The sequence below is a fragment of the Pseudomonas sp. Irchel s3f7 genome (genome assembly GCF_900187615.1).
Lineage (GTDB): Bacteria > Pseudomonadota > Gammaproteobacteria > Pseudomonadales > Pseudomonadaceae > Aquipseudomonas.
The window spans coordinates 224510-251358 of the sequence record NZ_FYDO01000003.1 but is presented as its reverse complement, the minus strand read 5'-3'; the positions used below and the strand labels follow the sequence as shown (position 1 = coordinate 251358).

The following is a 26849-nucleotide window of genomic DNA, read 5'->3' as shown; positions in this document are numbered from 1 at the left end:
TGCAAGACGACCCAATCTTTGAAGTCGTCGTCGTAGCGTTTGCCTAGATTGGACATTGTTATGCACCTTCGCCCTCTTGAATGAATGAGTCAATCAACAAGGGTGACAGGTAGCCTGACACGGAGGGCGTTTGACAAAAGGGACTCGCCGTAAGGGCGAAACCATAAGCAGCCGTTACCGCAGAAACGGATATGTACTCGGTCAACCAAAGTCAGGCCGCCAAGATGGGATCAAAGCTCAAACCGCAACTCAGGCCAGATCGGCGACGTACCCCGTTTCTGCGACTCAAGAATCGCCCGACACAACGAACACAACCGCTGATCCTGAAACACCCGCCGATCAACACTCGACCAACGCGGTTGCGCCGGCAACAGGCTGCCACACAGCGTACGGTCCGCAGAGCCGCCCAACTCCAGTTGACGGGTCACCAGATGCACCCGCACTTCCTGGCAGGCGAACAGATCCAGCTGTTCGTCAGGCTCGATCAGTTGATAGGCAAAAAGTGACCAGGCGGGACGCGGCATCGGGGGCTCCAAATCGGGGGCGCCACCTTAGCCGAAAGCCTGCGACTAGAAAAGCGTCATAACAGCGGTTTTAGAGTAGGCCAGACATTTTCCAGCAACTTGTCCTGAGCCCCGGCTGCCGGGTGGATGCCGTCGGCCTGCATCAGCTCCGGGTGACCGCCCACGCCCTCGAGAAAAAACGGCACCAACGGGATTTTCTTCTCATCGGCCAGGTTGCTGTAAACCTCCGCAAAGGCCTTGGTGTAGCGCACCCCATAATTGGGTGGCAATTGCATGCCCAGCAGCAACACCTTGGCACCGCTGGCCCGGGAGCTGTCGATCATCGACGCAAGATTTTGTTGCAATTGTGTTGGCAGCAATCCACGCAGGCCATCATTGCCGCCCAACTCCAGCACAACCAGCTCCGGCTTATGCTCTGCAAGCAGCGCCGGCAGGCGCGCCTGACCTCCGGCACTGGTGTCACCACTGATGGACGCGTTGACGACTTTATCGTCGAAACCTTCGCGCTTGAGCCGCTGTTCGAGCAACGACACCCACCCCAACCGGGTATCCAGGCCGAAACCGGCGCTGATACTATCGCCAACGATCAGGACAGTACCCGCCGCTGCGCTCTGGGCCATGCACATCAGGGCCAGACCGGCACTCAAAAACCACACACGCATCGGATTCTCCATGGGCGCAAGCATTCTCATCGCGAAGGACCTTAGCAAAGTGGTTCCCAGCGCGGAAGGTGAACTGACCATCCTGCACGAACTCAGCCTGGAACTGAACAAGGGCGACAGCCTGGCCATCGTTGGCGCGTCCGGTTCCGGCAAATCCACGCTCCTGGGCCTGCTCGCCGGCCTCGACCTGCCGAGCAGCGGCGAAGTCACCCTCGCCGGCCAAGCCCTGAGCAACCTCGACGAAGACCAGCGCGCGCGCATCCGCGCCGAGCATGTGGGTTTTGTCTTCCAGTCTTTCCAACTGCTCGACAGCCTCAACGCCCTGGAAAACGTCATGCTGCCGCTGGAGCTCGATGGCCGCAAAGACGCCCGCAGCCGCGCCACAGAATTACTGCAACGGGTTGGACTCGGCCAACGCCTGACCCACTCGCCACGCCAGCTATCCGGGGGTGAGCAACAACGCGTAGCGATTGCCCGGGCGTTTGCCGCCGAACCCGATGTGCTGTTCGCCGATGAACCCACCGGCAACCTCGATAGCCACACGGGTGAGCGCATCAGTGACCTGCTGTTCGAACTCAACCAGGAGCGCGGCACGACCCTGGTGCTGGTGACTCACGACGAACGCCTGGCCCATCGCTGCCGGCGCCTGATCCGACTTGAAGCGGGCCTGCTGGTCGCCCCTCTGGAGCCTTGATGGCACGTCTGCCGCTGCTGCGCCTGTTCAGTCTCGCCATCCGCCAACTGCTGCGCGACGCCCGCGCCGGCGAGTTGCGCGTGTTGTTCTTCGCGTTGCTGGTGGCCGTGGCCGCGAGTACCGCCATCGGTTACTTCGGTGCCCGCCTGAACGGCGCGATGATGTTGCGTGCTACGGAGTTCCTCGGCGCCGACCTGCTGCTAGAAGGCAGTTCACCGGCGCGGCCCGAACAGATCAAAAGCGGCACCGAACGGGGCCTGGTACACGCGCAAGTGGTGGAGTTCTCCAGCGTTATCGCCACCGACAACGGCATTCAGCTGTCCAGTATCAAAGCGGCGGACAGCATCTATCCGCTACGTGGTGAACTGAAGAGCGCGCCCGCCCCGTTCGCTCAGGAAGTACCCGGTGGCGGACCGAAGCCCGGTGAAGCCTGGGTCGAAGCGCGGCTGCTGACCGCGCTCGACTTGAAGATCGGCGACAGCGTCGATGTCGGCATGAAAACCCTGAAGCTGGCCCGCGTGCTGACTTACGAACCCGACCGCGCCGGCAACTTCTACAGCCTGACGCCACGGGTGCTGATCAACCTCGACGACCTTGCCGCAACCGGCGTGGTGCAGCCCGGCAGCCGGGTCAGTTACCGCGAACTCTGGCGCGGCAATGCCGAAGCGCTGGAAACCTATCGGCAATTGATCAAACCCGGACTGGCGGCCAATCAGCGCATCCAGGATGCCCGCGATGGCAACCGGCAGATCGGCGGCGCCTTGGGCAAAGCAGAGCGTTACCTGAACATGGCCAGTCTGGTGGCGGTGTTGCTGGCCGGTGTGGCGGTGGCGCTGTCGGCGACGCGTTTCGCGACCCGCCGTTTCGATGCCAGCGCACTGCTGCGTTGCCTGGGTCTGTCACGCCGGGAAACCCTGGTGTTGTTCAGCCTTCAACTGACCGTGCTCGGACTACTCGCCAGCCTCACCGGCGCCGCAATTGGTTGGCTGGCACAGCTGGGGCTGTTTGCCTTGTTGCATGATTTGCTACCGACCGACGTGCCACCGGGCGGTCTGTTTCCGGCCATCGCCGGGATCGGCACCGGACTCGTGGCACTGGCCGGTTTCGCCTTGCCGCCGCTGGCTGCCTTGGGTCGGGTGCCGCCATTGCGGGTGTTGCGTCGGGACATGCTGCCGATTCCCTCCAGTACGTGGATGGTCTACGGCGCGGCGCTGGGTGCTCTTGGCCTGATCATGTGGCGCCTGAGCCTGGATCTGCTGCTGACCTTTGCCCTGCTCGGCGGTGGCGTGGTTGCCGCGCTGGTGCTGGGTGGTCTGTTATTGCTGCTGCTCAAAAGCCTGCGACGGATGCTCGCCCGCGCTTCCCTGCCCTGGCGTCTTGGACTGGGCCAACTGCTACGTCATCCATTGGCCGCCGCAGGCCAGGCCCTGGCGTTCGGCCTGATCCTGCTGTCGATGGCGCTGATCGCCCTGCTGCGTGGCGAGCTGCTCGATACCTGGCAGAACCAGCTGCCGAAAAACGCACCGAACTACTTTGCGCTGAACATCCTGCCCGCGGACAAACAAGCCTTTACCGATCGCCTGATCGCCGTTTCGGCACAATCGGCGCCGCTGTATCCGGTGGTGCCGGGGCGCCTGATCAGCATCAATGGCGAGCCCGTGCAACAAGTCGTCACCAAAGAATCGGCCGGTGACCGGGCCATCCAGCGTGACCTCAGCCTGACTTGGGCCGCCGACCTGCCCGCTGGCAACAAACTCACCGCCGGCAACTGGTGGCCCGATCAACCGCCCGATGAAATCCCCGGCGTCTCGGTAGAAGGCAAAGTTGCCGAAAGCCTCAAGCTGAAACTGGGTGATCATTTGGTCTTTACGGTCGGCGGGGTCAATCGCGAGGCGAAAGTCACCAGCCTGCGGGACATCAACTGGGACAACTTCCAGCCGAACTTTTTCATGATCTTCCAGCCTGGCACCCTGAAGGATCTGCCGGCGACGTACCTGACGAGTTTTTATCTGGCGGCGGGTCATGACCAGCAGATCGTCGACCTGTCCCGGTCTTTCCCGGCGGTGACCATTCTGCAAGTCGAGGCGCTGCTGGCGCAGCTGCGCAGCATCCTCGCCCAAGTCACCCTGGCGGTGGAGTACGTGCTGTTGTTCGTGCTGGCGGCGGGGATGGCGGTGTTGTTCTCCGGCCTGCAAGCAACGCTGGATGAACGCATTCGTCAGGGCGCATTGTTGCGGGCGCTGGGCGCGGAGCGGCAACTGCTGGTCAAGGCGCGGCGGATCGAATTTGGCTTGCTGGGTGCGGTCAGCGGCTTGCTGGCAGCGCTGGGCTCGGAAGTCGTGAGCCTGGTGCTTTACCGGTATGCGTTCGACCTGCCCTGGCACCCACATCCGTGGTTATTGATACTCCCATTGATGGGTGCGCTGCTGATCGGTGGCGCCGGTGTGTTCGGTACCCGCCGGGCGTTGAACGCAAGTCCCCTGACAGTGCTGCGCGAGGGTTGATAAACTCAAGCGCACTTAATCACAAGAAGTCGCCATGAGCCGTTATCGCCCTCCCCGCACCGCCGGTACCGCGCTGATCACCCCTGAAGGTGAAGCGCGGATGCGCGCCGAATTCCATGAACTCTGGCACGTTCGACGACCGCAAGTGACGCAGTCTGTCAGCGAAGCAGCGGCACAGGGCGATCGCTCGGAGAACGCCGAATACACTTACGGCAAAAAGATGCTGCGCGAGATCGACAGCCGCGTGCGCTTTCTCACTAAACGCCTGGAGGCGCTCAAGGTCGTCAGCGAAAAACCCAGTGATCCGAACAAGGTCTATTTCGGCGCCTGGGTCACGATCGAGGACGAGGACGGCAAAGAGTCGCGCTACCGCATTGTCGGGCCGGATGAACTGGACCTCAAACTGGGTTTGATCAGCATCGACTCACCGCTGGCCCGCGCCCTGATTGGCAAGGCCCTGGACGCCGAAGTACGGGTCCAGACGCCAACCGGCGAGCAATGCGTGTACATCGTGGCTATTGAGTATCCGTAGCCTCAGCGACGGGTAATCAACCCTTGCCGGGCAACGCGAGTCAGTTGCCTGATCACTTCAGGTGCGTCCTCGAGGCTGGGGGACTGAATCACTGCCAGATCGAAACTGTCGTTGGCAAATCGCGCCAGGGACTCGCCGTCTTCGACAAACTGGATCAGGAACGCAGCAGGGCCGCCGGTACGACGTGGCCAGCCGTCGAGATAACGCAAGAGCGTCGGCTGATGTTTGCCGCCAAGCAGGATTTTTGGATTGCGCTGGGTGAGATGTGCCGTGATCGGCGCGGGACGTATAACGGGGCTTAGTGCATTCATTGGGTCGTGTCTCTGCCTCAAAAGTCTGCATGGCAGGTGAGAGGCAACACCGAACCAGCGCTTTAGCGGTATTTCGAAGCCTGTTTCAAGCTTCTGTCGGTAACTGATCGAGTTACCTGGCGCCCCGCAAGTAGCTGTTTAAATCGGCGCATGAGCAGCATCCTAGAGAAGCTGACTGGACAGTGTCAAGAATGACGAACAACAAAAAAGGCCCGCAATGCGGGCCTTTTCATTGAGCCAGAGCCGTCAGCCCGCGATGACGCGATCGGCCGAGAGCTTGCCGGCCCCTTCGATCAGTACCGCAATACTGCCACCGAGCAGGGCCAGGGCGAATTCATAACCGTTGTTGGCCATGAACAGACCGTTACTGATGTGCACCGAAAAAATAGCGACCAGCGAAAGGAAGGTCAGGCCCAACGCTGCCGGCCGCGCCAGCAGGCCGATGATCAAGGCCAGACCGGCAAAGAACTCGGTGCCGCCCGCGAGCGTCGCCATCAAATAGCCCGGTGCCAGGCCGATGCTTTCCATGTATTGCGCGGTCCCGGCCAAACCATAACCACCGAATGCCCCGAAGAGTTTCTGCGAGCCGTGAGCAGCGAAGATGATGCCGACGACAATTCGCAGAACTGTCAGGCCGTAGCCCGCGCGGGTGAACAGAACCTTGTTGATCAGAGTGCTCATGCTGTGTCTTCCATCGTGAGGTGTGTGTGGGTTGGTCGCTATATTAATCAGTAAATATCATGTTAAAAGCGCAAAAAACCCACCAATCCAATCAGTTTATTCGATCACTTTCGTGAAGTGACGTTCGGCCCCTGAGGCTCCAGCGATTCCCGTTCTCGATCGAATGCCAAGTAGTACTTGTTCACGCTATTAACATAGCTGACAGGTCCCATTCCGACTTGCTCCATGGCAATCCGCTCGACCTGGAAGAACCATTGATTCGGATTCAAGCCGCGCCGCCGCGCCTCGGCTCGCATGCCTTGCACTCGCTCCGGCCCAATGTTGTAGGCCGCCAGCACGAAGGCCATGCGCTCGCGTTCGTTGAGTTTGGTGCTGGCAAAAAACTTGCGGCGGATCAGGGCGAGGTACTTGGCGCCGGCCTGCACATTGCCGTCGAGGTCTTGAATGTTGTTGACCCCTACCCGCTGGGCTGCAGACGGCGTGATCTGCATCAGGCCAGTCGGCGCACCACCACTGCGCGCCGCGGGTTGCAGACCGGACTCCTTGAACGCCAGCGCCGCCAGGTTCAGCCAGTCCATGCCTTGGGCGTCAGCGTGCTTTTGCAGCACCGGACGCAGTTTTTCCAGTCGCTGCCGGTCCGCCTTGGCCAAGGGGTAGTGAACCTGGTACAGGCGCCGATAGATCCGCAGGAACGCAACGTCCTGGTCCGATGGTTTTTTGTAACCGGTCAGGAAGCGATCAATGCTCGCACGCAGCATTGACGCATCGCGGCGCACGAACCAGAACTCTTCGCCGGGATCACTGATGAGCACTTGTTTGTCGAATCTAAGTTTCGGCAGGATCTTGCCCCAGCGCTCGGCAATCGGTTGCTCGACGATGGTCAGATGAAAGATGCCGCCCTGGACCATTTCCAGCACATCCTCGACCGCCAGACTCGGATCGACCCACTCGATCGTTATCGGAGGCAGCTTGTGCAAGGCAAGTTTCTGATTGATCTGGCTGACGGCGTCACCGGCAGCACTGCCGGTGGGCAATGCCACGGTCTTGCCCGATAGCTGTTCGAGACGGGTATAGCGACGCTCGCCCTTGATCCCTACCAGCACCAATGGAATGTTGCTGGCAAGCGGTTCGCTGGTGCTGACGGCGTAGCCCGGTTGCAGGTCGAGCAATTCGCCCGGGGCTACCAGATCACCCTCCCCGCGCTGCAAAGCGCCGAGCAGCTGGTCCTTGCCCTTGGGGATAATCTTGAGGGTGATTTCCTGACCGTCGCGGGCATGGCCGTTGAGGTATTGCTCGAACGCTCGCAAGCGGTGGTACTCGACGCCAATGGCCTGGCCCTGGACTTCGCCGGAACTGTTGCGGCTCTGGTTGACCAGCACCCGCAGCACGTGGCTGCTACGAATGTCCGGGAGATCACGAACTTTTGCGGCCGGTACGGCTTGCTGTGGTCCGGGCAGCCGCGCAACCGCCGACAGCGGCAGTAGCAACGAACAACACAGCAGTAGCAAAACCGAGGGACGAATCATCCACTCTCCGGAAAGAATTCGGGCTGATCACATGAATAAGTCATGCAATCAATCGACAAAAACAGAGCGCCTGAAGCGCTGGCAAGGTGCGAGAAACCGGCACATTGATGGCAAAGCTACCAGTCCAGTTTCGTTCGCGGCTCAAGAGACAGCGTTAACTCCTTGTAGTTCTTGGCTTTTCTTATCAATCAACAGCTCTGATATGCTTTCCGGCCTTTGGTCCGAGGTAGCACCATGCAACTCATCGATATCGGCGTCAACCTGACCAACCCCAGTTTTGCCGACAAACACCAGGCGGTACTCGACCGCGCCTACGCGGCCGGGGTGTGCCAATTGGTGCTCACCGGCACCAGCGTCGAGGGTAGCGAACAGGCCCTGGAGCTGTGCCAGCAACTGGACGAAAGTGCGCAACGGCTGTTCGCCACCGCGGGCATTCACCCCCATTCGGCCAGCGACTGGAATGCCGACAGCGCCCGACGCCTGCGCGGTTTGCTCAAAGAGCCGAACGTGGTGGCCGTGGGTGAATGCGGGCTGGATTTCAATCGAGATTTCTCACCGCGCCCGCAACAGGAAAAAGTCCTCGAAGAACATCTGGCGATGGCGGTCGAATTGCAGTTGCCCGTGTTTCTGCACGAACGTGATGCCAGTCAGCGCCTGCTGGAAATCCTGCGCGACTATCGCGATCAGCTGCCCGCCGCTGTCGTGCACTGTTTCACCGGCGAACAGAAAGCGCTGTTCAGCTACCTCGATCTGGACCTGCACATCGGCATTACCGGCTGGATCTGCGATGAGCGCCGGGGCACGCATTTGCATCCGTTGGTTAAAGAGATCAAGCGCGGACGCCTGATGCTGGAGAGCGATGCGCCGTATCTGCTACCGCGCAGCCTGCGCCCCAAGCCGAAGAACGGGCGCAATGAGCCAGCGTACCTGACCGAAGTCTTGCGAGAGGTCGCACTGCATCGCGAGGAAACCATTGAAGATCTGGCGGCGCACAGCACAGCAACTGCGAGAGCATTCTTCGGCTTGCCGCCAATCCCCCAGTAATCACCTGCCCCCTGGGGGAGCGGGCTTGCTTGCTCCCACCTTGACCTGCATCAAGAGCCGATTTCTGCATGGCGGCACAATGCTGGCACCTTGCCAATACTGTTTCCGCTATCAGAGAAAACCTCCATGGGTGCCTGGCTTAGCAATATCTCGCTGAAATACAAATTCTGGGCAGTCAATGCCGTCGCTTTTGTCACCACATTGCTGCTGGTGCTGTTTGCCGTGCATCTCGAACAACAGGCCCGCAGTCAGGCCGCCAAGGCCTCGGCTCAGGCGCAGGCGCGATTGCTCAGCGCCTGGCCTGCCGGGCAGCCGCTGCCCCGACACGATAACCTGCTGACGTTTAGCAGCGCACAGGTGCCGATGTTGAACAAACAACCGGCACCGGAACTGAGCAATGCGAAAGGTTGGGTCGAGATCAATGCCATGCCGCTGCTCGGTGACAACCCGCTGATGGGGGCCGAAGTGTTCACCGGCGCGGGTGACCAGCAAATTGCAGTGATCGCCTATGGGCCGAGCCTGGAACAAGTCTTCGCTGAACGCTTTAGCCAATACGCGGTGGCGGTAATGATCCTGATGCTGGCGATGCTGGGTGCGTCGCAGTTGTTGATCCGTTTCCTGCTCAGCCAGCTGAACACGTTGAAAGACGTGATGCTGCATGTGGAGAAAACCGGTGATCTGTCGGCCCGCGTTCCACTGGCTTGCCGCGATGAAGTCGGGCAAATGGCCAATGCCTTCAACGCCATGCAGGCCGGTTATCAGCGAGTGGTCAACACCGTCGCCAGCACCGCCCGGCAACTGGATGAGGGGGCCGCCCGGCTGGCGTCGAGCATGAACGACGTGCGCCAAGGCATGCTCGGTCAGCAAAGCGAAACCGATCAGGCCGCCACGGCGATCAACGAAATGACGGCCACGGTCTATCACATCGCCCAACACGCCGGAGCCACCCGCGACCTGTCGCAATCGGCCGACACCCTGGCTGGCAGCGGGCAGGAGGTGGTGCTTCGGGTTCAGAAGTCGATTGCCGGGCTGTCCACCGGGGTGCAACAAACGGCCGAGATGATCCAGCGCCTGGCCGAGGACAGCCAGAAAATCAACGGCGTGGTGAACGTGATCCATAGCATCGCCGAGCAAACCAATTTGCTGGCCCTGAACGCAGCCATCGAAGCGGCCCGGGCCGGTGAGATGGGGCGCGGGTTTGCGGTGGTCGCCGATGAAGTGCGCAACCTCGCCAAGCGGGTTCAGGCCTCCACCGACGAAATCACGCTCATGGTGTCGGCTTTACAGGTCGGAACCCGTGACGCGGTGGACTTTATGCAGGAGAGTTCGTTCAAGGCGGACGACTGCGTGCAACAGGCGCAGGAGGCAGGTTTCGCGCTGGCAGAAATCACCGGCGCCGTGGCGCAAATGCGTGAAAGCAATACGCAAATTGCGGTAGCGGCCGAGCAGCAGAGTCAGGTCGCCGAAGAGATGAATCGGTCGGTGGTGAGCATTCGTGACGTGACCGAGAACACGGTCCAGCAGACGGTGAGCTCGGCGACTACCAGCAATGAGTTGGCGGCGCTGGCCGGGGAACTGAGCAAGGCGATCGGTCAGCTCAAGCTTTGACGGCCTCATCGCGAGCAAGCTTGCTCGCGATGGCATCAACCCGATCAAGATCGATGTTGACCATGCCCCCTATCACATCGATAGCCAGCCTTGATTCGCCGCCAGCAAAGACCGGGCCTATTCTTCAATCATGTGTTCAACATGGATCGAGGATCAGCATCATGGGCAAACGTCACCCCAACCTTCCCGCCTGGCAATGGCGCGCGTACCCGAACAATCATCAGCACCCGACCAATCTGGTGCTGCACCTGATCGCGGTGCCGCTGTTCATCGTGGCATTTCTGTTGATTGTGTCCGGGGTGTTCGGCCTGAATCTGGCAAATGTCGCCATCGGCGTGATCGGTGTGATCGCCGCGCTGGGTTTGCAACGCCACGGTCACAGCCTGGAAGCGCAAGCCTCCGAGCCGTTCACCGATCGCAAAGACGCCGTGTCGCGCCTGATGGTCGAGCAGTTCCTGACCTTCCCACGGTTTTTTCTGAGCGGTGGCTGGTGGCGCGCCTGGCGGGAGCGTCACCGTCGGCATTGATCAGGCGAACACCGTCACGGTCTGCCGACTCATCGCAATCAATCGACCGTCCGCGCTCCACAACCTCGCGGCGGCATGGCCATACCCGTCGACGGCATACTCGGTTTCGACCTGATATTTGCACCAGTCCAGCGTGCTCAGATCCAGCAACGGCTGAACGAATTCTATGGTCCAGGTCAGCGTGCTGCCCATCGCCGGCTTCTTCAAAAACGGCAGCACAGACGGTGGCCACGCATCCACCAGCGCCAGAATGTGCGCTTCGCTCAGCGCCTCTGCTTTTGCATCATCACGCAACCGCACCCAGCCGCCCATCTGACGCGACGTGCTGCCGCTGAACGGCATGCCACCGACGCTCCAGCGCATCGCCAGATGCCGCATAAACTCAGGGAGGAGACCTTCGACGAACGGCAACTCCTGGCACTCCTCCCAATGCTTCATTTCCGGCGCTGGTTCCGCGCTCACCGCCACTTCCGATGGACGCGAGGCGCCGAAGCTGCCCTGGATCAGTGTCACCACCTGGCCCTTCTGCACCACTCTGCCGAGTACCTGACTGACAGCCTTTCCTTCACGCAGTACGTCGACCTCAAAGCTGACGGGAACATCAGGCTCGACCGGGCCAACGAAGGTGATCGCCAATGAGCGAACCGAACGATCCGAGGGAACCTTTGCGCGCATGGCTTCGAATTGCAGAGCGGCCACCAGGCCGCCGAAACTGGCTCGCCCCTGTGCCCAGGAAGCCGGAATAGACAGCTCCAGTGGCTGGCGGCGGACGGCATCGAGCAGTTCGGAAAAACGCATGAAAACCTCAAGGATCGGAAAAAGATGAAGGAATATTAACGATCAGGCGGAGGCTATACAGCACTCATTCCGGCCAAATTGACTGACAGATGGGCCGTGCAGTAGCCCCCAATCCCTGTAGGAGCAAGCTTGCTCGCGATGGCGGCGGCAATTCCAACATTGATGTGACTGACACACCGCAATCGCGAGCAAGCTCGCTCCTACAGGGGATGCATTAGGTTCAGGATTTGAAGCAATCCGCGCTGAGCTTGTCCAGCACGCGATCAGAGCGGGTTTCCGCTTTGGCCATATTGGCTTTCCAGACCGCCACACAAGGTTGCAGATCCGCTTCATGCTCGGCCAGGGCCAGCCACTGCACGCAGTCGTGCCAGTCACCTAACGCGCCTTGCGCCGCTTTCAACCGGGGCATGGCTTTTTTCGGTAAGCGATCCAGCTCCGGATAGGCATCAATGCCATAGCGCACGCGCTTGATCAGCAACCGTAGTCGATGCCGGTCGTGGGCGGGATCGTGCAGTGCCTTGTCGAGTTTTTTCCATTGTTTGGCCAAGCGTTTTTCAATGTGCTGGCGCAGGCCCTTGAGCAAACCCTGGCGCTGGGACGCACGCAAAAAACGCGGAAAAGCATCGAGGACGATCAGCAACTGTGACAGTTCGGTGCTGCTCGCAACGGCCGGATACGCCTCGGCCATCTGGGCCATGCGCCTGCGTCCAGCTTCAGTTTGACCGTGCTCAAGCAGGTACGCCGCCATGACTTCGCGATCCCGTAACGGCGTGGTCAGCTCACCCACCCGCGATGCCGCCTCTTCCAGTTGCTCGACGCCCGGCAAGCCGCGCAACGGCCGCAACAGGCTGCGCAATCGACGTATCGTCGTGCGCAGATCGTGCAACGCCTCAGGGTCAGTACACGCATTCAAACGTGCCTGGCAGGCCAGCAGACGAATCTCCAGGCCCAGAACATGAGCCACCAAGCGATCAATCATGGGTTTACTCCGTAGATAGTCCCTTACACCAACTGTAGGAGCTGGCTTGCCGGCGATGGCGGTATGGAGCTCACTGTGATCTCAATGTACTCCCACCGGCAAGCCGGATCGCTTCATCGCCCGGCGCGGGACTCACGAATATAGAAACGGGCCTTCTCGGCTTTTTGGCTGCAACCTTCGAACCCTTCGAATTGCTGTTGAGTCTTGGCCGCGGTCAACAGTGACAAGGCTTTGGAGTAGCTGACAGTCCCGGCGAAACCCTCGGCCTTGGCCAGGTCCAGCTCACGCCACGCGGCGTCGAGTTGGCTACCGCAGCTGTCTCGGTAGGCGGTTTTACCGGCACAACCGGCAAGCGCCAGGGCAATCAGCGGTACACAGATCCAGGCTTTCATCACTCACACCTCAAAGATAGGTCAACAATCATGCAGGTAAGACGGTCCGGCGCTTAAAAAGTGCCGTTGGTCTGCTGCGCTCACTATAGCGCTGCTGAGGACAACCCTGTGCCACCATGGAGTGTCGAAAATACGACGCCTTCGCCGCTACGAACGACTTTTGCGATTGAAGCGCGCCCCTCGATGGGTGCATTGTTGAACCTGGTCATACGAGGGCGATTCATGAAAAAGCGTGTCGCACTGGTGCTGGGCTCGGGTGGAGCCCGGGGATATGCGCATATTGGTGTTATCGAAGAAATTGAACGGCGCGGTTACGACATCGCCTGCATCGCCGGTTGCTCCATGGGCGCCGTGGTGGGCGGGATCTACGCCGCCGGCAAACTCAATGATTATCGCGACTGGATCGAGAGCCTGGACTATCTCGATGTGTTGCGCCTGGTAGACGTCAGTTTTCGTTTGGGGGCGATACGCGGTGAAAAAGTCTTCGGCCAGATCCGCAAGATCGTCGGCGAGATCAACATCGAAGACCTGCGCATTCCCTACACGGCGGTCGCCGCCGACCTCACCAACCAGCAGGAAATCTGGTTTCAGGAAGGTTGCCTGCATCAGGCCATGCGCGCCTCGGCGGCCATTCCCAGCCTGTTCACGCCAGTCATGCAGGGCAATCGCATGCTGGTGGACGGCGGTATTCTGAACCCGCTGCCGATCGTGCCGGTGGTGTCGAGCCACTGCGACTTGATCATCGCGGTCAACCTCAACTCCACCAACCAGCGCCACTACCAACTGCCGGTGATCCAGCGACCCGCCGCGTTCAGGTCGCGCTTCGACAGCCTGATCAATTCTCTGGGTTCGAAGATGCCGTTCCGGCGCAAACAGGCCGAACAACTGTTGATTCTGGAACAGGAGGCCTTGAGGGCCCAGAGCGCGAATATCAATTCCTGGATCGAGTCCGCCGAGCCCGAAGCCCAGCAACCGGCCGCCGCGCCTGAATCCTCAGGTGCGCCACGATCCGCCACCGGCTCATTCATCATCGATAACGTCGGGCCGGCGTCGCTGCTGGACTTGATCAACCAGAGCTTCGAGGTGATGCAAACGTCGCTCGCGCAGTACAAGATTGCCGGTTATCCGCCGGACATCCTGATCAACGTACCGAAGCGGGTCTGCCGGTTTTTCGAATTCTACAAGGCGCCGGAACTGATCGCGCTGGGGCGGGAGATTGCGCGGGATACGCTGGATCGGTATGAAAATGAGCAGAATCGCGATGGCTGAAATGCTCGATTGATTGTGAGGGCCTCATCGCGAGCAAGCTCGCTCCTACACTGGATTTTGGACAGACACAAATTTTGTGAACACCGAAAATTCACTGTAGGAGCGAGCCTGCTCGCGATGAGGCACGATCATTCAGCACAAAACTAAAGGCTGGCCTCACCCAACAACCGATACCCCACCCCCGCTTCGGTCACGATAAACCGTGGCTGAGTCGGGTCGTCCCCCAGTTTCTGGCGCAGATGACCAACCACAATCCGCAGGTAATGAGTGTCTTCGGTGTGGGTCGGCCCCCAGATGTCCTTGAGCAGTTGCTGCTGGGTGATCACCCGCCCGGGATGCCGTGTCAGTTGCGCCAGCACGGCGTATTCCTTGCGGGTCAATGCCACTTCGACACCGTCCAGCAACACCCGGCGATACGCCAGGTCGACCGTCAGCGGGCCGAAACTCAGTGCGGCTTGCTGGGGCTCGCCCATCGGTGCCTGACGCAATAACGCGCGAATCCGTGCCAGAAATTCCTGAATGCCAAACGGCTTGGTCACATAGTCATTGGCACCACCATCGAGGGCATCGACTTTCTGCCCTTCACCGGCGCGCACCGAAAGCACCAGCACCGGCACCGTCGACCATTCACGAAATTCGCGCAACACTTGCTGGCCGTCCATGTCCGGCAAGCCGAGGTCGAGCACCAACAGGTCCGGTTTGTTCAGCGCGGCCTGCGCCAGGCCTTCGCTGCCGGTGCCGGCCTCCAGCACTTTGTAGCCTTGGGAAACGAGGCTGATGCGCAGGAATTTGCGGATCTGCGGCTCGTCGTCGATGACCAAAATGGTCGCAGTCTGGCTCATGAATTCACATCAACACGTAGAAGAGGCAAGAGAGTAGCGCATGCACGATCAGGCTTCACTTTCATATCCCGGCTGAGCCTGCAACGGCAGGTGCAAGGTGATGCAGGTGCCGCGCCCCTCGATGCCGTCCGCAACACTGATGCGCCCACCATGGGCACCGACCATGCCCTGACAGATCGCCAGCCCCAGCCCGGTGCCCTGCCCGCCACGATCGCCACGGGCAGCGGTGTAGAACATGTCGAAAATCTTCGCCCTCTCCGCTTCCGGAATCCCCGGCCCTTCGTCGCTGACCGAGAAGAACAGCTCCTTTTCGTCGGCCCCGGCACACAATTGCAGACGGCCGCGGGATGGCGAGAAGCGTGCGGCATTTTCCAGCACGTTGACCAGGGCCTGTTCGATGAGTGCGGCATGCACATACAGCAGCGGCAACTCGGCGGGCACATCCGTGCTGACCTGCAACGAAGACAGAACTGCGCGCAGGCGATTGAGTGCACTGCCGACGATATCGGCCGGCGACACCCAGTCTCGCGAGAGTTTCAGGGCGCCATGACCGAGTCGGGTCATGTCCAACAGGTTTTGAATATAGCGATCCAGACGCTCGGCTTCATCACGAGTGCCTTCGAGCAATTCACGGCGGTCCTCCAATGGAATCGCCTCGCCAAGCGCTAGCAGACTGTCGATGCTGCCGCGCATCGAGGTCAGCGGTGTACGTAAATCGTGGGACACCGAGGCCAGCAAAGCACTGCGCAGTTGTTCGGTTTCGCCGTGCAGCCGTGCGGCCTCAAGGTCGTCGGCCAGCTGCGCGCGGGCCAGCGCCTGGGCCAATGGCTGACTCAAAGCGGTCAATAAGCGTCGACGCTGGCCCGTGAGGGTCTGGCCCTCTTTGGCGCAGACACCGAGTAATGCCAACGGACCGTCCTCGACCGACAATGGCCACCACCACCAACGCCCGAACGGCAAGGTGCCGGTGCCGACGCCGGCCGGTTGATCGTGTTGCCAGGCCCAATCGGCGGCCGCACGTTCCGCTTCAGAAAATTCCAGCGGGCCACCGGTTTCGACTTTCCAGCCGTTTTGACCATCGCGATTGAGCAGGCACAGTTGCAGATCGCTCCAGCCATTGAGGTGCTGGGCCGCGGCGCTGATTACGGCCTGACGGTCGGTGGCGGCGGTGAGCTTGCGCGACAGGCCGAGCAGTTCGGTGGTCTCTTCCTGGGTATCGCGCAGGACCTGCAATTGCCGACGCTGACGCGCGGCAAGATTGCCGGTGAGCGCTGCCATCAACAGGAAAAACAGCAAGGTCAGCACGTCTTCTTCGCGCTGGATGCTGAAAGAAAAATTCGGCGGAATGAACAGGAAGTCATAAGTCAAAAACGACAGCGCCGCACACACCAGTGCCGGGCCGAGACTGCTGCGCACCGCCACCAGCAGGACCGCGGCAAGGAACACCAGTGAGATATTCGGCAGCGGCAACACACTCACCACCGCCCACGCCAAGGCGCTGGCTAAAACAGTTGCGGCCACCGCCAGGGCATAGTCGAACCACACCAGCGACTGCATTGAACGTTGGCGAGGTGGATGCTGTTCATGGTCACAGTCGAGGACGTTGATTTCCAGGCCGCGCGCATTGCGCAGCAGGCGCGCCGCCAGACCACCGCCGAACAATCGACGATGCAGACGTGGCCGGGACTGGCCGACCAGCACCAGACTGGCGCGACGTTCGACGGCATGCTGGATCAAGGTTTTCGCTACTTCACCTGCCCGCAGCAGCACCACCTCCCCGCCCAAACGTTCAGCCAATTGCTGGGCACTTTGCAGGCGCAGGCGCGATTGCTCGTCTCGCACGCTGCCGTTGTCGACGTGCACCAGACTCCACGGCAGATGACGACGCTGGGCCACTCGACTGGCGTGACGCACCAGCCGCTCAGCCTGGGCATCGCCGTCGACGCCCACCAGTAAACGTCCGCGCACGGCTGGCGCGGCTTGCCCGAGTTGGCGATAACCCTGGGCCAGATCGTTATCGACCTGGGCCGCTGCGGTTTGCATCGCCAGTTCGCGCAAAGCAGTCAGATTGGTCTGGGAGAAAAATGCATCGATGGCCGCCCGCGCCTGCTCCGGCACGTAAACTTTGCCATCGCGCAGACGCTCAAGCAGCTCACGTGGTGGCAAGTCGATCAGCAGCAACTCATAGGCTTCTTGCAGCACCCAGTCGGGCAAGGTTTCGCGAACCTGCACGCCGGTGATGCCGCGCACCTGATCGTTGAGGCTTTCCAGGTGCTGGACGTTGACCGTGGTGTACACGTCAATGCCGGCGGCGAGCAGTTCCTGAATGTCCTGCCAGCGTTTTTCGTGACGACTGCCGGGGGCGTTGGTGTGGGCCAACTCATCCACCAGCACCAGCTTTGGCTTGGCCGCCAACAGACCGTCGAGGTCCATTTCCTCCAGCATCACGCCACGGTATTCCGAGCGCACCAAAGGCTGCTGCGGCAGACCGCTGAGCAGCGCTTCGGTTTCGGTCCGGCCATGGGTTTCGACGACACCGGCGATGATTTTCACGCCTTGGCGCAATTGGGTGTGGGCCGATTGCAACATGGCGTAGGTCTTGCCAACACCCGGCGCAGCCCCGAGGAAAACCTTGAGCCGGCCACGGCCATCGCGGGGCAGGTCTGCTAACAGCGCGTCGGCGCGGCCGGAGTCGCTCATTGATCGTTGCCTTGTTTGATTTGACTTGAGAGGTTGCTGCGATCTTTTGTTTTACAGCTTTTCCAGCGCCCGATTCAACTCAAGCACATTCACCACCGGCGGCCCCACAAGAGGCTGCTCGATGTGCGCGTCCATCAGGTTTTGCACGGTTGCCACCGGCAGATTGCGCGCCGCCGCAACACGCGCCAGTTGATAGGCAATTGCGGCCGGTGGCAAGTGCGGATCGAGGCCACTGCCGGACGTGGTGACCAGCGCCAGCGGTACCGGCCCCTGGCCTGGCACCTGCAATTTATTGGCTTCGTCAATCACGCGGGTGGCCAGCGCCGGATTGCTGGGCGCCAGGTTGCTGGCGCTACTCGACACGGTGGCAAAGGCACCCGCCGATGGCCGCGGATGGAACCACGCATCGCCGACGAAATCCTGGGCAATCAACGACGAGCCACGGACTTTACCTTCGGCATCGCGAACGAGACTGCCATTGGCCTGATCCGGGAAGGCAACCTGGGCCACACCGGTGACAACCAAAGGATAGGCAACGCCGGTGATCAGGGTCATCAGGACCAACAGGCTCAGGGCCGGGCGTATCAATGTGGACATTTCAAAATCCTCGAAAAATTCATCACTCGGAAGGTATAAACATCACCTGTGGCGAGGGAGCTTGCTCCCGTTCGACTGCGCAGCAGTCGCCAAGCCGGTGTCCTGAAAAAACTCGGTCGTCTGAGGCGGGGCCGCTTCGCAGCCCAGCGGGAGCAAGCTCCCTCGCCACAAAAACCTCCACCACCAGGTATCGCTAAACCAGATGCAACGCCGTCAACAGCATGTCGATGGCCTTGATGCCCACGAACGGCACCAGAATCCCGCCCAGCCCGTAGATCAGCAGATTGCGTCGCAACAACGCCGCCGCACTCGCTGCCTGTACCCGCACACCGCGCAGTGCCAACGGAATCAACACCACGATGATCAAGGCGTTGAACACAATCGCCGAGAGAATCGCGCTCTGCGGACTGCTCAAATGCATGACATTGAGCACCCCCAGTTGCGGGTAAATCACGGCAAACAGCGCCGGCAGGATCGCGAAGTATTTGGCCACGTCGTTGGCGATGGAAAACGTCGTCAATGCACCGCGGGTCACCAGCAGTTCCTTGCCGATCTGCACCACGTCCAGCAACTTGGTCGGGTCGCTGTCGAGATCGACCATGTTCGCCGCTTCACGCGCCGCTTGCGTACCGTCGTTCATCGCCATGCCGACGTCCGCCTGAGCCAGTGCCGGGGCGTCGTTGGCGCCGTCGCCGCACATCGCCACCAGACGACCGTCGTTCTGCTCGTGACGGATGCGCGCCAGTTTTTTCTCCGGCGTGGCTTCGGCCAGCACGTCATCCACGCCCGCTTCAGCGGCAATAGCGGCAGCGGTCAACGGGTTGTCGCCGGTAACCATGACCGTGCGAATCCCCAGCTTGCGCAACTCGGCGAAACGCTCGCGAATGCCGGGTTTGACCACGTCTTTCAGGTGAATCGCACCGAGCAATTTGCCGTCGGCACAGACCAGCAACGGGGTGCCGCCGCTCTGGGCGATCTTGTCGATTTCCCGGGACAGCGCCGGGGCCAGGTCGGCGCGTTTCAGGCCGACGAACGCCAGCAGCGAATCCACTGCGCCTTTGCGATAAACCCGGCCCTGATAGTCGACCCCGGACAACCGAGTCTCGGCACTGAACGGCACCGCCGTCAGCATGTCGGCGGAGGGTTCCGGTTGCGGATGAAGCCCGCGCAGATATTCGACGATGGATTTACCTTCAGCAGTGTCGTCGGCCAGCGAGGCGAACAGCGCACCTTCGGCCAGTTCTTTCGCGGTCACGCCAGGCGCGGCATACACCGCCGAGCAACGACGGTTACCAAAGGTGATGGTGCCGGTCTTGTCCAACAGCAGAACGTGCACATCCCCCGCTGCTTCCACCGCCCGGCCGGATTTGGCAATCACGTTCAGGCGCACCAGACGGTCCATCCCGGCGATACCAATGGCCGACAACAGACCACCGATGGTGGTCGGAATCAGCGTCACCAACAGTGCTACCAGAAACACCAGCGGCAGGCTGCCATTGGCGAAATGGGCGAACGGTTGCAGGGTGACGACCACCAGCAGAAAGATCAGGGTCAGGCCGATCAGCAGGATATCGAGCGCCACTTCGTTCGGGGTTTTCTGGCGTTTGGCGCCTTCGACCAGGGCGATCATGCGGTCCAGGGTCGACTCACCAGGGTTGGTCGTAATCTTCACCAGCAGCCAGTCCGAGACCAGCCGGGTGTTGCCGGTGACGGCGGAACGGTCACCGCCGGACTCGCGGATCACTGGCGCAGATTCACCGGTGATCGCCGCTTCGTTGACCGCCGCAATACCTTCGATCACTTCGCCGTCACCGGGGATCATCTCCCCTGCTTCGACGCGCACCACATCGCCTTTGCGCAGGTTGGCGGCAGGCACCATTTGAAAACTGCCATTAGCGGTTTTGCGACGGGCACTGAGGCCTTCGCTACCGGCCTTGAGACTGTCGGCGCGGGCCTTGCCACGACCTTCGGCCAAGGCTTCGGCGAAGTTGGCGAACAACACGGTGAACCACAGCCACACGGCGATTTGCGCGGCGACGAAGGTCGGTACGTCCGCGTCGGGAATAAAGCACAGCACCGTGGTCAGGATCGCGGTCAACTCGACCACCAACATCACCGGCGCACGCTTGAGTTGCCGCGGGTCGAGCTTGACGAAGGCTTGCACCAGCGCCGGACGCCACAGGGCCGAGATCGCGGTTTTGGGTTGCTCCGATGCCTTCACGGCTACCGGTTTGATTGCAGGCATATTCATCGTCCAGTCCTCAGAAGCCCATGCTCAGATGTTCAGCGATAGGGCCCAGCGCCAATGTCGGCAGGAATGTCAGTCCGCCCACCAGCAAAATGGTCATAGTCAACAAAGTCACGAACAGCGGGCCGTGGGTCGGGAAGCTGTTCTGACCGATCGGGGCGGTTTTCTTCATCGCCAGGCTGCCAGCCAGAGCCAGTACCGGGAGGATGTAACCGAAGCGGCCGATCAACATGCCCAACCCCAGCATCAAGTTGTGGAACGGCGTGTTAGCGCCAAAGCCACCGAACGCAGAACCGTTGTTGGCGCTGGCCGAGGTGTAGGCGTAGAGCAACTGACTGAAACCATGGGCGCCGGGGTTGCTCACCGAGGCCACCGGCCCCGGCAGGCTGGCGGCAATCGCACCGAGCACCAGCACGCCAATCGGCATGACCATCAGGGTCAGCACCAGCAGTTGCACTTCCCTGGCTTGCAGTTTTTTGCCGAGGTATTCCGGTGTGCGGCCAATCATCAGGCCGGCGAGGAACACCGCGATCAACACGTTGAGCAACATGCCGTAGAGCCCGGCACCGACGCCGCCGAAGATCACTTCGCCGACCATCATGTTGACCATCGCCACCATGCCGCTCAGCGGGTTGAGGCTGTCGTGCATGCCGTTGACCGAACCATTGGAGGCCGCCGTGGTGGTCACCGACCACAGCACGGTGGCGGTGGTGCCAAAACGCGCTTCCTTGCCTTCCAGCGGCGCTGTCTGCTCGACGGCGGTGTTGTTCAAGGTCGGATTCGGTTGATACTCAGCCCACAGCGACGTCGCACCGCCGATCAGGAACAGCGCCAGCATGCAGGCGATGATTGCGCGGCTCTGACGCAAGTCTTTCACGTAATGGCCGAAGGTGAACACCAGCGCCACGGGGATCAGAATGATCGAAGCGACTTCGAACAAGTTGCTCCACGCTGTCGGGTTCTCGAATGGATGCGCCGAGTTCACGCCGAAGAACCCGCCACCGTTGGTGCCCAGTTGCTTGATCGCAATCTGGCTCGCGGCCGGACCAAGCGGAATCACCTGATCGACGCCCTGCATCGTCAGCGCATTCACATACTGCGCGAAGGTTTGCGGCACGCCCTGCCATACCAGGTACAACGCCAGCAGCAAGCACAGCGGCAACAAGCCATAGAGGGTAGCGCGGGTCATGTCGACCCAGAAATTGCCCAGGGTTTTGGTCGACTTGCGCCCGATACCGCGGCACAACGCAACCAGAACCGCGAGCCCGGTGGCTGCGCTGACGAAGTTCTGCACGGTGAGCCCGATCATCTGGCTCAGATAGCTCAGGGATGCTTCACCGCTGTAGCCCTGCCAGTTGGTGTTGGTCATGAAACTGACGGCAGTGTTGAACGCCAGCGTCCATTCCTGACCCGGCAGATGTTGCGGATTGAGCGGCAAGTAGCCCTGGAACAACAGGACCGAGAACAACAGCAAGAAGCCTGCAAGGTTGAATGCGAGCAAGGCCAGCGTGTACTTCTGCCAACTCTGTTCAGCCTGCGGATCAACCCCGGCCACCCGATAACAGCCGCGCTCCACCGGCCCCAGGATCGGCGTCAGCCAGGTGCGCTGACCTTCCATGACCTTGTAGTAGAAGCGCCCGAGAAACGGCGCTGGAACCAATACCACCGCGAAAAATGCGAGGATCAGCCAATAGTCATAACTGTGCATAGCCGCTCCTAGTTCCGGTCCGCGCGCAACAGCGCAACCAACAGATAAATGAACAGCCCCACTGCCAGCAGCAGCGACACCCCGTCCAGAACGCTCATGGAAGTTCTCCCTGTTACGGCGTATTGCCGCGTGTGGGGTCATTGTCGGGAGGGAGGGTGTAAAGGCGCGAGATCGGGGATGGGGACGTGGCATAAAGAAGGCGTAAAGAGTGAGAAGCCGAGCCATCACTCGCTTCGGTGTGCACTTTGCGCAAGAATGTCGGTCATTGATGCCATTTGCTGGAGAATCACCCATGAATGTAATCACCACCGATCTGCCCGGTGTTCTGATCATCGAACCGAAGGTATTTGGTGATGAGCGAGGCTTCTTTTATGAAAGTTTCAATGCCAAGGCTTTTGAAGAGGCGACTGGCCTGACCCCACAATTCGTCCAGGACAATCATTCTCGCTCGCAAAAAGGCGTATTGCGCGGCCTGCACTACCAGCTGGAAAACACTCAAGGCAAATTGGTTCGTGTCACCGTCGGTGAAGTTCTCGACGTTGCCGTTGATATCCGTCGCAGCTCGCCGCATTTCGGCAAATGGGTCGCTGTGCGCCTGTCTGCCGAGAACCATCGTCAGCTATGGGTGCCGGAAGGTTTCGCCCACGGTTTCGTAGTGCTGAGTGATTTTGCCGAATTCCTCTACAAGACCACCGACTACTACACCCCATCCGCCGAACGCAGCATCCGTTGGGATGACCCGGACCTGGCCATCGACTGGCAACTGAGCGAAGCACCGCAACTGTCGGCAAAAGACCTGGCAGCGGCGTACTTCAAAGAGGCAGAGGTTTTTTCCTGACCCCCGACGCCTAAAGCGTTCGAGTGAACCTTGAACAACCGGCATAGAATGGGGTGATAGCGATGGAACTGCGGTGAAACCCCATCACTCAAAACGATATGCACGATCGGTGGGCGAACCCTCGCCCACCTGCCTTCAAGGAGAGTCCTATGCCCTGGTATGCCTGGTTAATTCTGGTCGTTGCCATTGGCTCGATCGTGGGTGGCTTGTTGCTGCTGCGCGACACGGCCAACAAAGTCGAACTGACCGAAGAGCAACGTAAACGCGTCGCCGAACGCAATGCGGAAATGGACGCCAAGGAAGCGCAGGACCGCTGAACGAAAAAAACCCCGTCAACATTGGCGGGGTTTGTTTTTTCACACGTGTGCATGGCCATATCCAATCCTCGGCCCCTGCTACCTTTTATCAGCCGGTTTTCGGGCGGATCGAGCCTTTTATCATCCGGTCGAAATCACCGTTCGTGTCACTCTCATGACCGGTTTGGATCAAGATCGAAGCATCTGCATGCTTTTTAGAAGTAGAAGTACAGTCACCATCCAATTTTCATTGGTTAATATGTTGCGCATTGATGTGGAGATATCAAATGCGTTACTCGCAGGACCATAAAGCCCAGACCCACAAACGCATTATCAAGGAAGCTTCCGCGCGATTTCGACGCGACGGTATCGGTGCAACCGGCCTGCAACCTTTGATGAAAGCACTGGGCTTGACCCACGGTGGTTTTTACTCGCACTTCAAGTCCAAGGACGAACTGGTAGAAAAGGCCCTGCAAGAAGCCGGCGAACAAGTCGACGGCTTGTGCGCGCAAATTTTCTCCAAGGAACATCCCCTCGAAACCTTTATCGACACGTACCTCTCCGAATGGCACCAGACTTCACCCCATGAAGGCTGCCCGCTGCTGACCATTTCTTCGGAGCTGGGGTTGCGCGGTCAACCCAGCCCGACCAGCGATGTGGTGCTCAAGGCCCGCCTTGAGCAGATCGAAAGCACCCTCAAAGGAGACAATGCCGCCGATCGCAGCGTCGTCATCATGTCGACACTGGTCGGCGCTTTACTGCTATCGCGCAGCGTTGCCGACGTCGAGTTTGCCCAACGAATCCTCGACGTCGCCCGCGACCATCTCAAACAACCACAGGATTAACCCTGCCAACGCTTGAATAAAACGCTGGCGTTCACCCCGCCGAATCCGAAGCCATTGGACAGGGCGTACTCGATGGCCATCGGCCGCGGTTTGCCATGAACAATGTCAACACCTTCAGCCGCAGGGTCGGGGTTATCGAGATTGAGCGTGGCCGGAACGATCTGATCGCGAATGGCCAACAGCGTGAAGATCGCCTCAATCCCGCCTGCTGCGCCGAGCAAATGACCAGTCGCCGATTTGGTCGACGTGACCGCAATCTTGTTGTCTGAACCAAACAACGACTTGATGGCCGCCAACTCGCCGAGATCCCCCACCGGTGTCGACGTTGCATGGGCATTGAGATGCTGCACCTGCGCCGGCGTGACTCCGGCCTGAGCCAACGCCAGCGACATCGCCCGGCGAGCACCGCTGCCGTCTTCAGGTCCGGCCGTCAGATGATAGGCGTCGGCACTGGTGCCGTACCCGACCAATTCTGCGAGCGGCAGCGCACCGCGGGCCAGCGCGTGATCCAGAGATTCAATCACCAACAAGCCGGCACCCTCGCCCATCACAAAGCCATCTCGTGCGCTGTCGAAGGGTCGAGAGGCACGCTCCGGGGTTTCGTTGTAGCCGCTCGACAGGGCACGAGCCGCCGCGAACCCGGCCAGGCTGACCCGATCAATCGCTGCTTCCGCACCGCCACACACAGCGATGTCTGCCTCACCGGCACGAATCAAGCGGGCAGCATCGCCAATCGCCTGTACCCCGGCCGCGCACGCCGTGACCGGCGCACCCAAGGGGCCTTTGAAACCGTGCTCGATCGAGACATGGCCAGCGGCCAGATTGACCAGAAATGAAGGAATCGTAAAAGGTGACAAACGTCGCGGCCCACGGCTGTCCGTTGTGCGTACGGCGTCCGCAATCGCGCCGAAACCACCGACACCGGAACCGATAATGGTCGCGGTGCGCTCCTGACCCTCGGCGTCCAGCGCCTTCCAGCCCGCCTGTTCCAGCGCCTGACGCGCCGCTTCCATGGCGAACAGAATGAATCGATCCATTTTTTTCTGCTCTTTGGGCGACGTCGCGAGGTCCGGGTCGAAACCCGCCTCGACATCCTCTGCCAGCGTCGGCACCACGCCGCCGACCTTGGCCGGCAAATCGGCAACCACGTCGTCAGGCAAGTTTCGCAGACCTGAACGTCCCGCCAACAGACGCGCCCAGACGGCTTCAACGCCACTGCCCAAGGGAGAGACCAGACCCATCCCCGTTACAACCACTCGACGATCACTCATACCGCTCACACCTCAAACCCATTGAATGGCGCCTCACTTGTAACGTGGGGCCGCTTTGCTTTTGGAAAGGTTCGGCGCCAAAACATGGCGCGCGGCCACAAAAGCGTCCCAATCGGCCGCATCCGGTAACGAAGGAATCGTGACCAACTCCCCCTGATCCAGGCCCGACAACGCCGCATCGACCATCTCCCCCGCGTCCATGACCATCTCCGCTGGAATCTGTGAAGCATCGATACCAGAGCGTTCCCAGATCTCCGTGCGCGTGACACCTGGCAAAACCGCTTGAACCCTGACACCCGTGCCATCCAGCTCCGCGTTCAACGATTGAGTCAGGCTCAGGACGTACGCCTTGCTCGCGCTGTAAATGGCGTTGAAGCGCTCGGGAAAGAGCGCCACGACTGAAGCGATATTGATAATCGTCCCTCGCCCCGCCTTGGCAAAACTCGCTGCGGCTGCAGAGGCAAGCCGCGTGACAGTTGTGACGTTCAACTGAATCAAGCGTTCCATCTGATCCATATCGGCATTGGCCAGTAACCCGTCCGCCGCGACGCCCGCGTTGTTGAGCAACAGGCTGATACTCGAATCACTGCGTAACCGCTGCTCCAGCTTCAGAACATCCTCGCTTTGCGTCAGATCGGCCCTGAGCACTTCCACCTGAACCCCATGTTCGACGCGCAACTTGCCGGCAGCGGCTTCCAGGCGATCCTGATCGCGAGCGACCAACAACAAATCAAAGCCGCGGGCAGCCAAACGCTCGGCGTAAATCGCCCCGATGCCCGATGAAGCGCCAGTGACGAGGGCGGTACCCTGGGATTGGACAGCGTTCATGACGGTACTCCTGGAATTGACTCATGAATGACCTGCGTCTAAAAAACCCGGCGCAGTGTCGATGGCGGTTTTATTATAGGCATAATCCGACATTAATATGATAGTCGTAATTTTAGTGACGCCGACGAAAGGTGCGTGTTGTTCACACCTGTACATGCCTGGGATTGTGCAAGGAGACTCCACTCGCCAGATGCGAAAAAGGCCGGTCAATGACCGGCCCCTTGGCGCTGAATTACAAGCTTAGTGCACCTCAAGCTTCTCGCGATTTTTATCCAGAATCGCTTTCCCTATCCCCTTCACTTCGAGCAGTTCATCGACAGAGGCAAACGGCCCATTACCCTCACGATAAGCAACAATCGCCTTGGCCTTCGCTTCCCCGACACCGGACAACTCCCGCTGGAGGACCACTGCATCGGCCGTATTGAGATCGATCTTGCCGGACTGCTCCTTCGCAGAAACCTCCAACCCCACCGGCGGAGTGTTCACTTCTGGTTTCACCGAAGGCGCGGCGGCCGCAGCAATTGAGACGCTGGTCAGCAGGGCAAAAAGCAGAGAATTGAAATAGCCAGTACGCATAAATGACGCTCCATGACATCGATTGAGAAAGCAGCTTTTCCAAAGCTGC

The 26849-nt window shown here is 60.2% G+C and carries 27 protein-coding genes; 10 read left to right on the top strand and 17 right to left on the bottom strand.

From position 1 onward, the window contains the following. Nucleotides 1-230 precede the first annotated feature (230 nt). Both CKW19_RS04145 and CKW19_RS04140 read right to left on the bottom strand, forming a co-directional pair. The gene (locus CKW19_RS04145; RefSeq protein ID WP_003226812.1) at nucleotides 231-524 is read right to left on the bottom strand and encodes a hypothetical protein; all 294 of its coding nucleotides are present in this window, start codon (nucleotides 522-524) and stop codon (nucleotides 231-233) included. Between the two features lie 56 nt (nucleotides 525-580). Next, nucleotides 581-1186, bottom strand: a complete 606-nt coding sequence (locus CKW19_RS04140) for an arylesterase (protein WP_095056722.1) — start codon at nucleotides 1184-1186, stop codon at nucleotides 581-583. Between the two features lie 10 nt (nucleotides 1187-1196). Between CKW19_RS04140 and CKW19_RS04135 the strand changes: the two genes are divergently transcribed. The 3 genes from CKW19_RS04135 to greB are packed head-to-tail and all read left to right on the top strand — an operon-like array spanning nucleotide 1197 to nucleotide 4916. After that, nucleotides 1197-1880 (top strand): ABC transporter ATP-binding protein, encoded by a 684-nt coding sequence (locus tag CKW19_RS04135; protein ID WP_095056721.1) that lies wholly within the window; start codon nucleotides 1197-1199, stop codon nucleotides 1878-1880. Next, nucleotides 1880-4384 (top strand): ABC transporter permease, encoded by a 2505-nt coding sequence (locus CKW19_RS04130; RefSeq protein WP_095056720.1) that lies wholly within the window; start codon nucleotides 1880-1882, stop codon nucleotides 4382-4384. The genes CKW19_RS04135 and CKW19_RS04130 overlap by 1 nt, the downstream gene beginning before the upstream one ends. 34 nt (nucleotides 4385-4418) lie before the next feature. Then, nucleotides 4419-4916, top strand: coding sequence for a transcription elongation factor GreB (gene greB, locus CKW19_RS04125; protein WP_017339816.1), 498 nt, complete (start codon nucleotides 4419-4421; stop codon nucleotides 4914-4916). A gap of 2 nt (nucleotides 4917-4918) precedes the next feature. On the opposite strand, the gene CKW19_RS04120 is transcribed toward greB, so the two are convergent. The 3 genes from CKW19_RS04120 to CKW19_RS04110 form a co-directional block, all read right to left on the bottom strand. After that, nucleotides 4919-5227, bottom strand: a complete 309-nt coding sequence (locus tag CKW19_RS04120) for a hypothetical protein (protein WP_095056719.1) — start codon at nucleotides 5225-5227, stop codon at nucleotides 4919-4921. 246 nt (nucleotides 5228-5473) lie between these two features. Next, a complete protein-coding gene (locus CKW19_RS04115) occupies nucleotides 5474-5908 on the bottom strand; it encodes a DoxX family protein (protein WP_095056718.1) in 435 nt (144 codons plus the stop codon). A 104-nt stretch (nucleotides 5909-6012) separates the two neighbouring features. Beyond that, on the bottom strand, nucleotides 6013-7434 hold the full coding sequence (locus CKW19_RS04110) for a transglycosylase SLT domain-containing protein (protein WP_095056717.1): 1422 nt from the start codon (nucleotides 7432-7434) through the stop codon (nucleotides 6013-6015). A gap of 234 nt (nucleotides 7435-7668) precedes the next feature. Between CKW19_RS04110 and CKW19_RS04105 the strand changes: the two genes are divergently transcribed. From CKW19_RS04105 to CKW19_RS04095, 3 genes are all read left to right on the top strand, one after another. Then, nucleotides 7669-8478, top strand: a complete 810-nt coding sequence (locus tag CKW19_RS04105) for a TatD family hydrolase (protein WP_095056716.1) — start codon at nucleotides 7669-7671, stop codon at nucleotides 8476-8478. A 126-nt stretch (nucleotides 8479-8604) separates the two neighbouring features. Then, nucleotides 8605-10086, top strand: coding sequence for a methyl-accepting chemotaxis protein (locus tag CKW19_RS04100; RefSeq protein ID WP_095056715.1), 1482 nt, complete (start codon nucleotides 8605-8607; stop codon nucleotides 10084-10086). Nucleotides 10087-10247: 161 nt separating this feature from the next. Continuing rightward, complete coding sequence (locus CKW19_RS04095; protein ID WP_095056714.1) at nucleotides 10248-10613, top strand: Mpo1-like protein; 366 nt, start codon at nucleotides 10248-10250, stop codon at nucleotides 10611-10613. Here the strand turns inward: CKW19_RS04095 and CKW19_RS04090 are convergent, their stop codons facing one another. The 3 genes from CKW19_RS04090 to CKW19_RS04080 all read right to left on the bottom strand — a co-directional run bounded on the left by CKW19_RS04090 (nucleotide 10614) and on the right by CKW19_RS04080 (nucleotide 12782). Then, on the bottom strand, nucleotides 10614-11411 hold the full coding sequence (locus tag CKW19_RS04090) for an acyl-CoA thioesterase II (protein ID WP_095056713.1): 798 nt from the start codon (nucleotides 11409-11411) through the stop codon (nucleotides 10614-10616). A gap of 220 nt (nucleotides 11412-11631) precedes the next feature. After that, nucleotides 11632-12390, bottom strand: coding sequence for a CHAD domain-containing protein (locus tag CKW19_RS04085; RefSeq protein WP_095056712.1), 759 nt, complete (start codon nucleotides 12388-12390; stop codon nucleotides 11632-11634). Between the two features lie 113 nt (nucleotides 12391-12503). Further along, nucleotides 12504-12782 (bottom strand): hypothetical protein, encoded by a 279-nt coding sequence (locus CKW19_RS04080; protein WP_095056711.1) that lies wholly within the window; start codon nucleotides 12780-12782, stop codon nucleotides 12504-12506. Between the two features lie 222 nt (nucleotides 12783-13004). On the opposite strand from CKW19_RS04080, the gene CKW19_RS04075 reads away from it, so the two are divergent. After that, nucleotides 13005-14051: a patatin-like phospholipase family protein gene (locus CKW19_RS04075; protein ID WP_095056710.1), complete on the top strand. Its 1047-nt coding sequence runs from the start codon at nucleotides 13005-13007 to the stop codon at nucleotides 14049-14051. Between the two features lie 143 nt (nucleotides 14052-14194). On the opposite strand, the gene CKW19_RS04070 is transcribed toward CKW19_RS04075, so the two are convergent. From CKW19_RS04070 to kdpF, 6 genes are all read right to left on the bottom strand, one after another. Continuing rightward, nucleotides 14195-14893 carry a response regulator gene (locus CKW19_RS04070; RefSeq protein ID WP_095056709.1) on the bottom strand — a complete coding sequence of 233 codons (699 nt, stop codon included), beginning with the start codon at nucleotides 14891-14893 and terminating at the stop codon, nucleotides 14195-14197. 48 nt (nucleotides 14894-14941) lie between these two features. Then, on the bottom strand, nucleotides 14942-17593 hold the full coding sequence (locus CKW19_RS04065; RefSeq protein WP_095056708.1) for a sensor histidine kinase KdpD: 2652 nt from the start codon (nucleotides 17591-17593) through the stop codon (nucleotides 14942-14944). Nucleotides 17594-17644: 51 nt separating this feature from the next. Continuing rightward, nucleotides 17645-18190, bottom strand: a complete 546-nt coding sequence (gene kdpC, locus CKW19_RS04060) for a potassium-transporting ATPase subunit KdpC (protein ID WP_095056707.1) — start codon at nucleotides 18188-18190, stop codon at nucleotides 17645-17647. Nucleotides 18191-18383: 193 nt separating this feature from the next. After that, nucleotides 18384-20441 carry a potassium-transporting ATPase subunit KdpB gene (kdpB, locus tag CKW19_RS04055; RefSeq protein ID WP_095056706.1) on the bottom strand — a complete coding sequence of 686 codons (2058 nt, stop codon included), beginning with the start codon at nucleotides 20439-20441 and terminating at the stop codon, nucleotides 18384-18386. 10 nt (nucleotides 20442-20451) lie between these two features. Next, complete coding sequence (gene kdpA / locus CKW19_RS04050; RefSeq protein ID WP_095056705.1) at nucleotides 20452-22146, bottom strand: potassium-transporting ATPase subunit KdpA; 1695 nt, start codon at nucleotides 22144-22146, stop codon at nucleotides 20452-20454. 8 nt (nucleotides 22147-22154) lie between these two features. Continuing rightward, entirely contained in the window at nucleotides 22155-22244 is a 90-nt protein-coding gene (gene kdpF, locus CKW19_RS04045) for a K(+)-transporting ATPase subunit F (RefSeq protein ID WP_007899818.1), read from the bottom strand. Nucleotides 22245-22438: 194 nt separating this feature from the next. Between kdpF and rfbC the strand changes: the two genes are divergently transcribed. The 3 genes from rfbC (at nucleotide 22439) to CKW19_RS04030 (ending at nucleotide 24125) form a co-directional block, all read left to right on the top strand. Then, entirely contained in the window at nucleotides 22439-22984 is a 546-nt protein-coding gene (rfbC, locus tag CKW19_RS04040) for a dTDP-4-dehydrorhamnose 3,5-epimerase (RefSeq protein WP_095056704.1), read from the top strand. Nucleotides 22985-23133: 149 nt separating this feature from the next. Beyond that, entirely contained in the window at nucleotides 23134-23301 is a 168-nt protein-coding gene (locus CKW19_RS04035) for a DUF2897 family protein (RefSeq protein WP_095056703.1), read from the top strand. Nucleotides 23302-23567: 266 nt separating this feature from the next. Beyond that, nucleotides 23568-24125 carry a TetR/AcrR family transcriptional regulator gene (locus CKW19_RS04030; RefSeq protein ID WP_095056702.1) on the top strand — a complete coding sequence of 186 codons (558 nt, stop codon included), beginning with the start codon at nucleotides 23568-23570 and terminating at the stop codon, nucleotides 24123-24125. On the opposite strand, the gene fabF is transcribed toward CKW19_RS04030, so the two are convergent. The 3 genes from fabF to CKW19_RS04015 all read right to left on the bottom strand — a co-directional run bounded on the left by fabF (nucleotide 24122) and on the right by CKW19_RS04015 (nucleotide 26800). Then, nucleotides 24122-25396 carry a beta-ketoacyl-ACP synthase II gene (gene fabF / locus CKW19_RS04025; protein WP_095056701.1) on the bottom strand — a complete coding sequence of 425 codons (1275 nt, stop codon included), beginning with the start codon at nucleotides 25394-25396 and terminating at the stop codon, nucleotides 24122-24124. The two genes, CKW19_RS04030 and fabF, sit on opposite strands and share 4 nt — an antisense overlap. Nucleotides 25397-25429: 33 nt before the next feature. Next, a complete protein-coding gene (locus CKW19_RS04020) occupies nucleotides 25430-26224 on the bottom strand; it encodes an SDR family oxidoreductase (RefSeq protein ID WP_095056700.1) in 795 nt (264 codons plus the stop codon). Between the two features lie 240 nt (nucleotides 26225-26464). After that, on the bottom strand, nucleotides 26465-26800 hold the full coding sequence (locus CKW19_RS04015; protein ID WP_095056699.1) for a helix-hairpin-helix domain-containing protein: 336 nt from the start codon (nucleotides 26798-26800) through the stop codon (nucleotides 26465-26467). Nucleotides 26801-26849: the final 49 nt, after the last annotated feature.

Excerpts from the sequence above, each read along its gene's own strand:
- CKW19_RS04020 (WP_095056700.1), bottom strand. The coding sequence starts at position 26,224 with ATGAACGCTGTCCAATCCCAGGGTACCGCCCTCGTCACTGGCGCTTCA.
- CKW19_RS04090 (WP_095056713.1), bottom strand. The coding sequence starts at position 11,411 with ATGCGTTTTTCCGAACTGCTCGATGCCGTCCGCCGCCAGCCACTGGAG.
- CKW19_RS04030 (WP_095056702.1), top strand. The coding sequence starts at position 23,568 with ATGCGTTACTCGCAGGACCATAAAGCCCAGACCCACAAACGCATTATC.
- CKW19_RS04120 (WP_095056719.1), bottom strand. The coding sequence starts at position 5,227 with ATGAATGCACTAAGCCCCGTTATACGTCCCGCGCCGATCACGGCACAT.
- kdpF (WP_007899818.1), bottom strand. The coding sequence starts at position 22,244 with ATGAGCGTTCTGGACGGGGTGTCGCTGCTGCTGGCAGTGGGGCTGTTC.
- CKW19_RS04135 (WP_095056721.1), top strand. The coding sequence starts at position 1,197 with ATGGGCGCAAGCATTCTCATCGCGAAGGACCTTAGCAAAGTGGTTCCC.
- CKW19_RS04080 (WP_095056711.1), bottom strand. The coding sequence starts at position 12,782 with ATGAAAGCCTGGATCTGTGTACCGCTGATTGCCCTGGCGCTTGCCGGT.
- rfbC (WP_095056704.1), top strand. The coding sequence starts at position 22,439 with ATGAATGTAATCACCACCGATCTGCCCGGTGTTCTGATCATCGAACCG.
- CKW19_RS04015 (WP_095056699.1), bottom strand. The coding sequence starts at position 26,800 with ATGCGTACTGGCTATTTCAATTCTCTGCTTTTTGCCCTGCTGACCAGC.
- CKW19_RS04095 (WP_095056714.1), top strand. The coding sequence starts at position 10,248 with ATGGGCAAACGTCACCCCAACCTTCCCGCCTGGCAATGGCGCGCGTAC.
- CKW19_RS04105 (WP_095056716.1), top strand. The coding sequence starts at position 7,669 with ATGCAACTCATCGATATCGGCGTCAACCTGACCAACCCCAGTTTTGCC.
- CKW19_RS04075 (WP_095056710.1), top strand. The coding sequence starts at position 13,005 with ATGAAAAAGCGTGTCGCACTGGTGCTGGGCTCGGGTGGAGCCCGGGGA.
- CKW19_RS04100 (WP_095056715.1), top strand. The coding sequence starts at position 8,605 with ATGGGTGCCTGGCTTAGCAATATCTCGCTGAAATACAAATTCTGGGCA.
- fabF (WP_095056701.1), bottom strand. The coding sequence starts at position 25,396 with ATGAGTGATCGTCGAGTGGTTGTAACGGGGATGGGTCTGGTCTCTCCC.
- CKW19_RS04110 (WP_095056717.1), bottom strand. The coding sequence starts at position 7,434 with ATGATTCGTCCCTCGGTTTTGCTACTGCTGTGTTGTTCGTTGCTACTG.
- CKW19_RS04035 (WP_095056703.1), top strand. The coding sequence starts at position 23,134 with ATGCCCTGGTATGCCTGGTTAATTCTGGTCGTTGCCATTGGCTCGATC.
- CKW19_RS04085 (WP_095056712.1), bottom strand. The coding sequence starts at position 12,390 with ATGATTGATCGCTTGGTGGCTCATGTTCTGGGCCTGGAGATTCGTCTG.
- CKW19_RS04145 (WP_003226812.1), bottom strand. The coding sequence starts at position 524 with ATGCCGCGTCCCGCCTGGTCACTTTTTGCCTATCAACTGATCGAGCCT.
- CKW19_RS04115 (WP_095056718.1), bottom strand. The coding sequence starts at position 5,908 with ATGAGCACTCTGATCAACAAGGTTCTGTTCACCCGCGCGGGCTACGGC.
- kdpA (WP_095056705.1), bottom strand. The coding sequence starts at position 22,146 with ATGCACAGTTATGACTATTGGCTGATCCTCGCATTTTTCGCGGTGGTA.
- CKW19_RS04140 (WP_095056722.1), bottom strand. The coding sequence starts at position 1,186 with ATGCGTGTGTGGTTTTTGAGTGCCGGTCTGGCCCTGATGTGCATGGCC.
- CKW19_RS04070 (WP_095056709.1), bottom strand. The coding sequence starts at position 14,893 with ATGAGCCAGACTGCGACCATTTTGGTCATCGACGACGAGCCGCAGATC.
- kdpB (WP_095056706.1), bottom strand. The coding sequence starts at position 20,441 with ATGAATATGCCTGCAATCAAACCGGTAGCCGTGAAGGCATCGGAGCAA.
- greB (WP_017339816.1), top strand. The coding sequence starts at position 4,419 with ATGAGCCGTTATCGCCCTCCCCGCACCGCCGGTACCGCGCTGATCACC.
- kdpC (WP_095056707.1), bottom strand. The coding sequence starts at position 18,190 with ATGTCCACATTGATACGCCCGGCCCTGAGCCTGTTGGTCCTGATGACC.
- CKW19_RS04065 (WP_095056708.1), bottom strand. The coding sequence starts at position 17,593 with ATGAGCGACTCCGGCCGCGCCGACGCGCTGTTAGCAGACCTGCCCCGC.
- CKW19_RS04130 (WP_095056720.1), top strand. The coding sequence starts at position 1,880 with ATGGCACGTCTGCCGCTGCTGCGCCTGTTCAGTCTCGCCATCCGCCAA.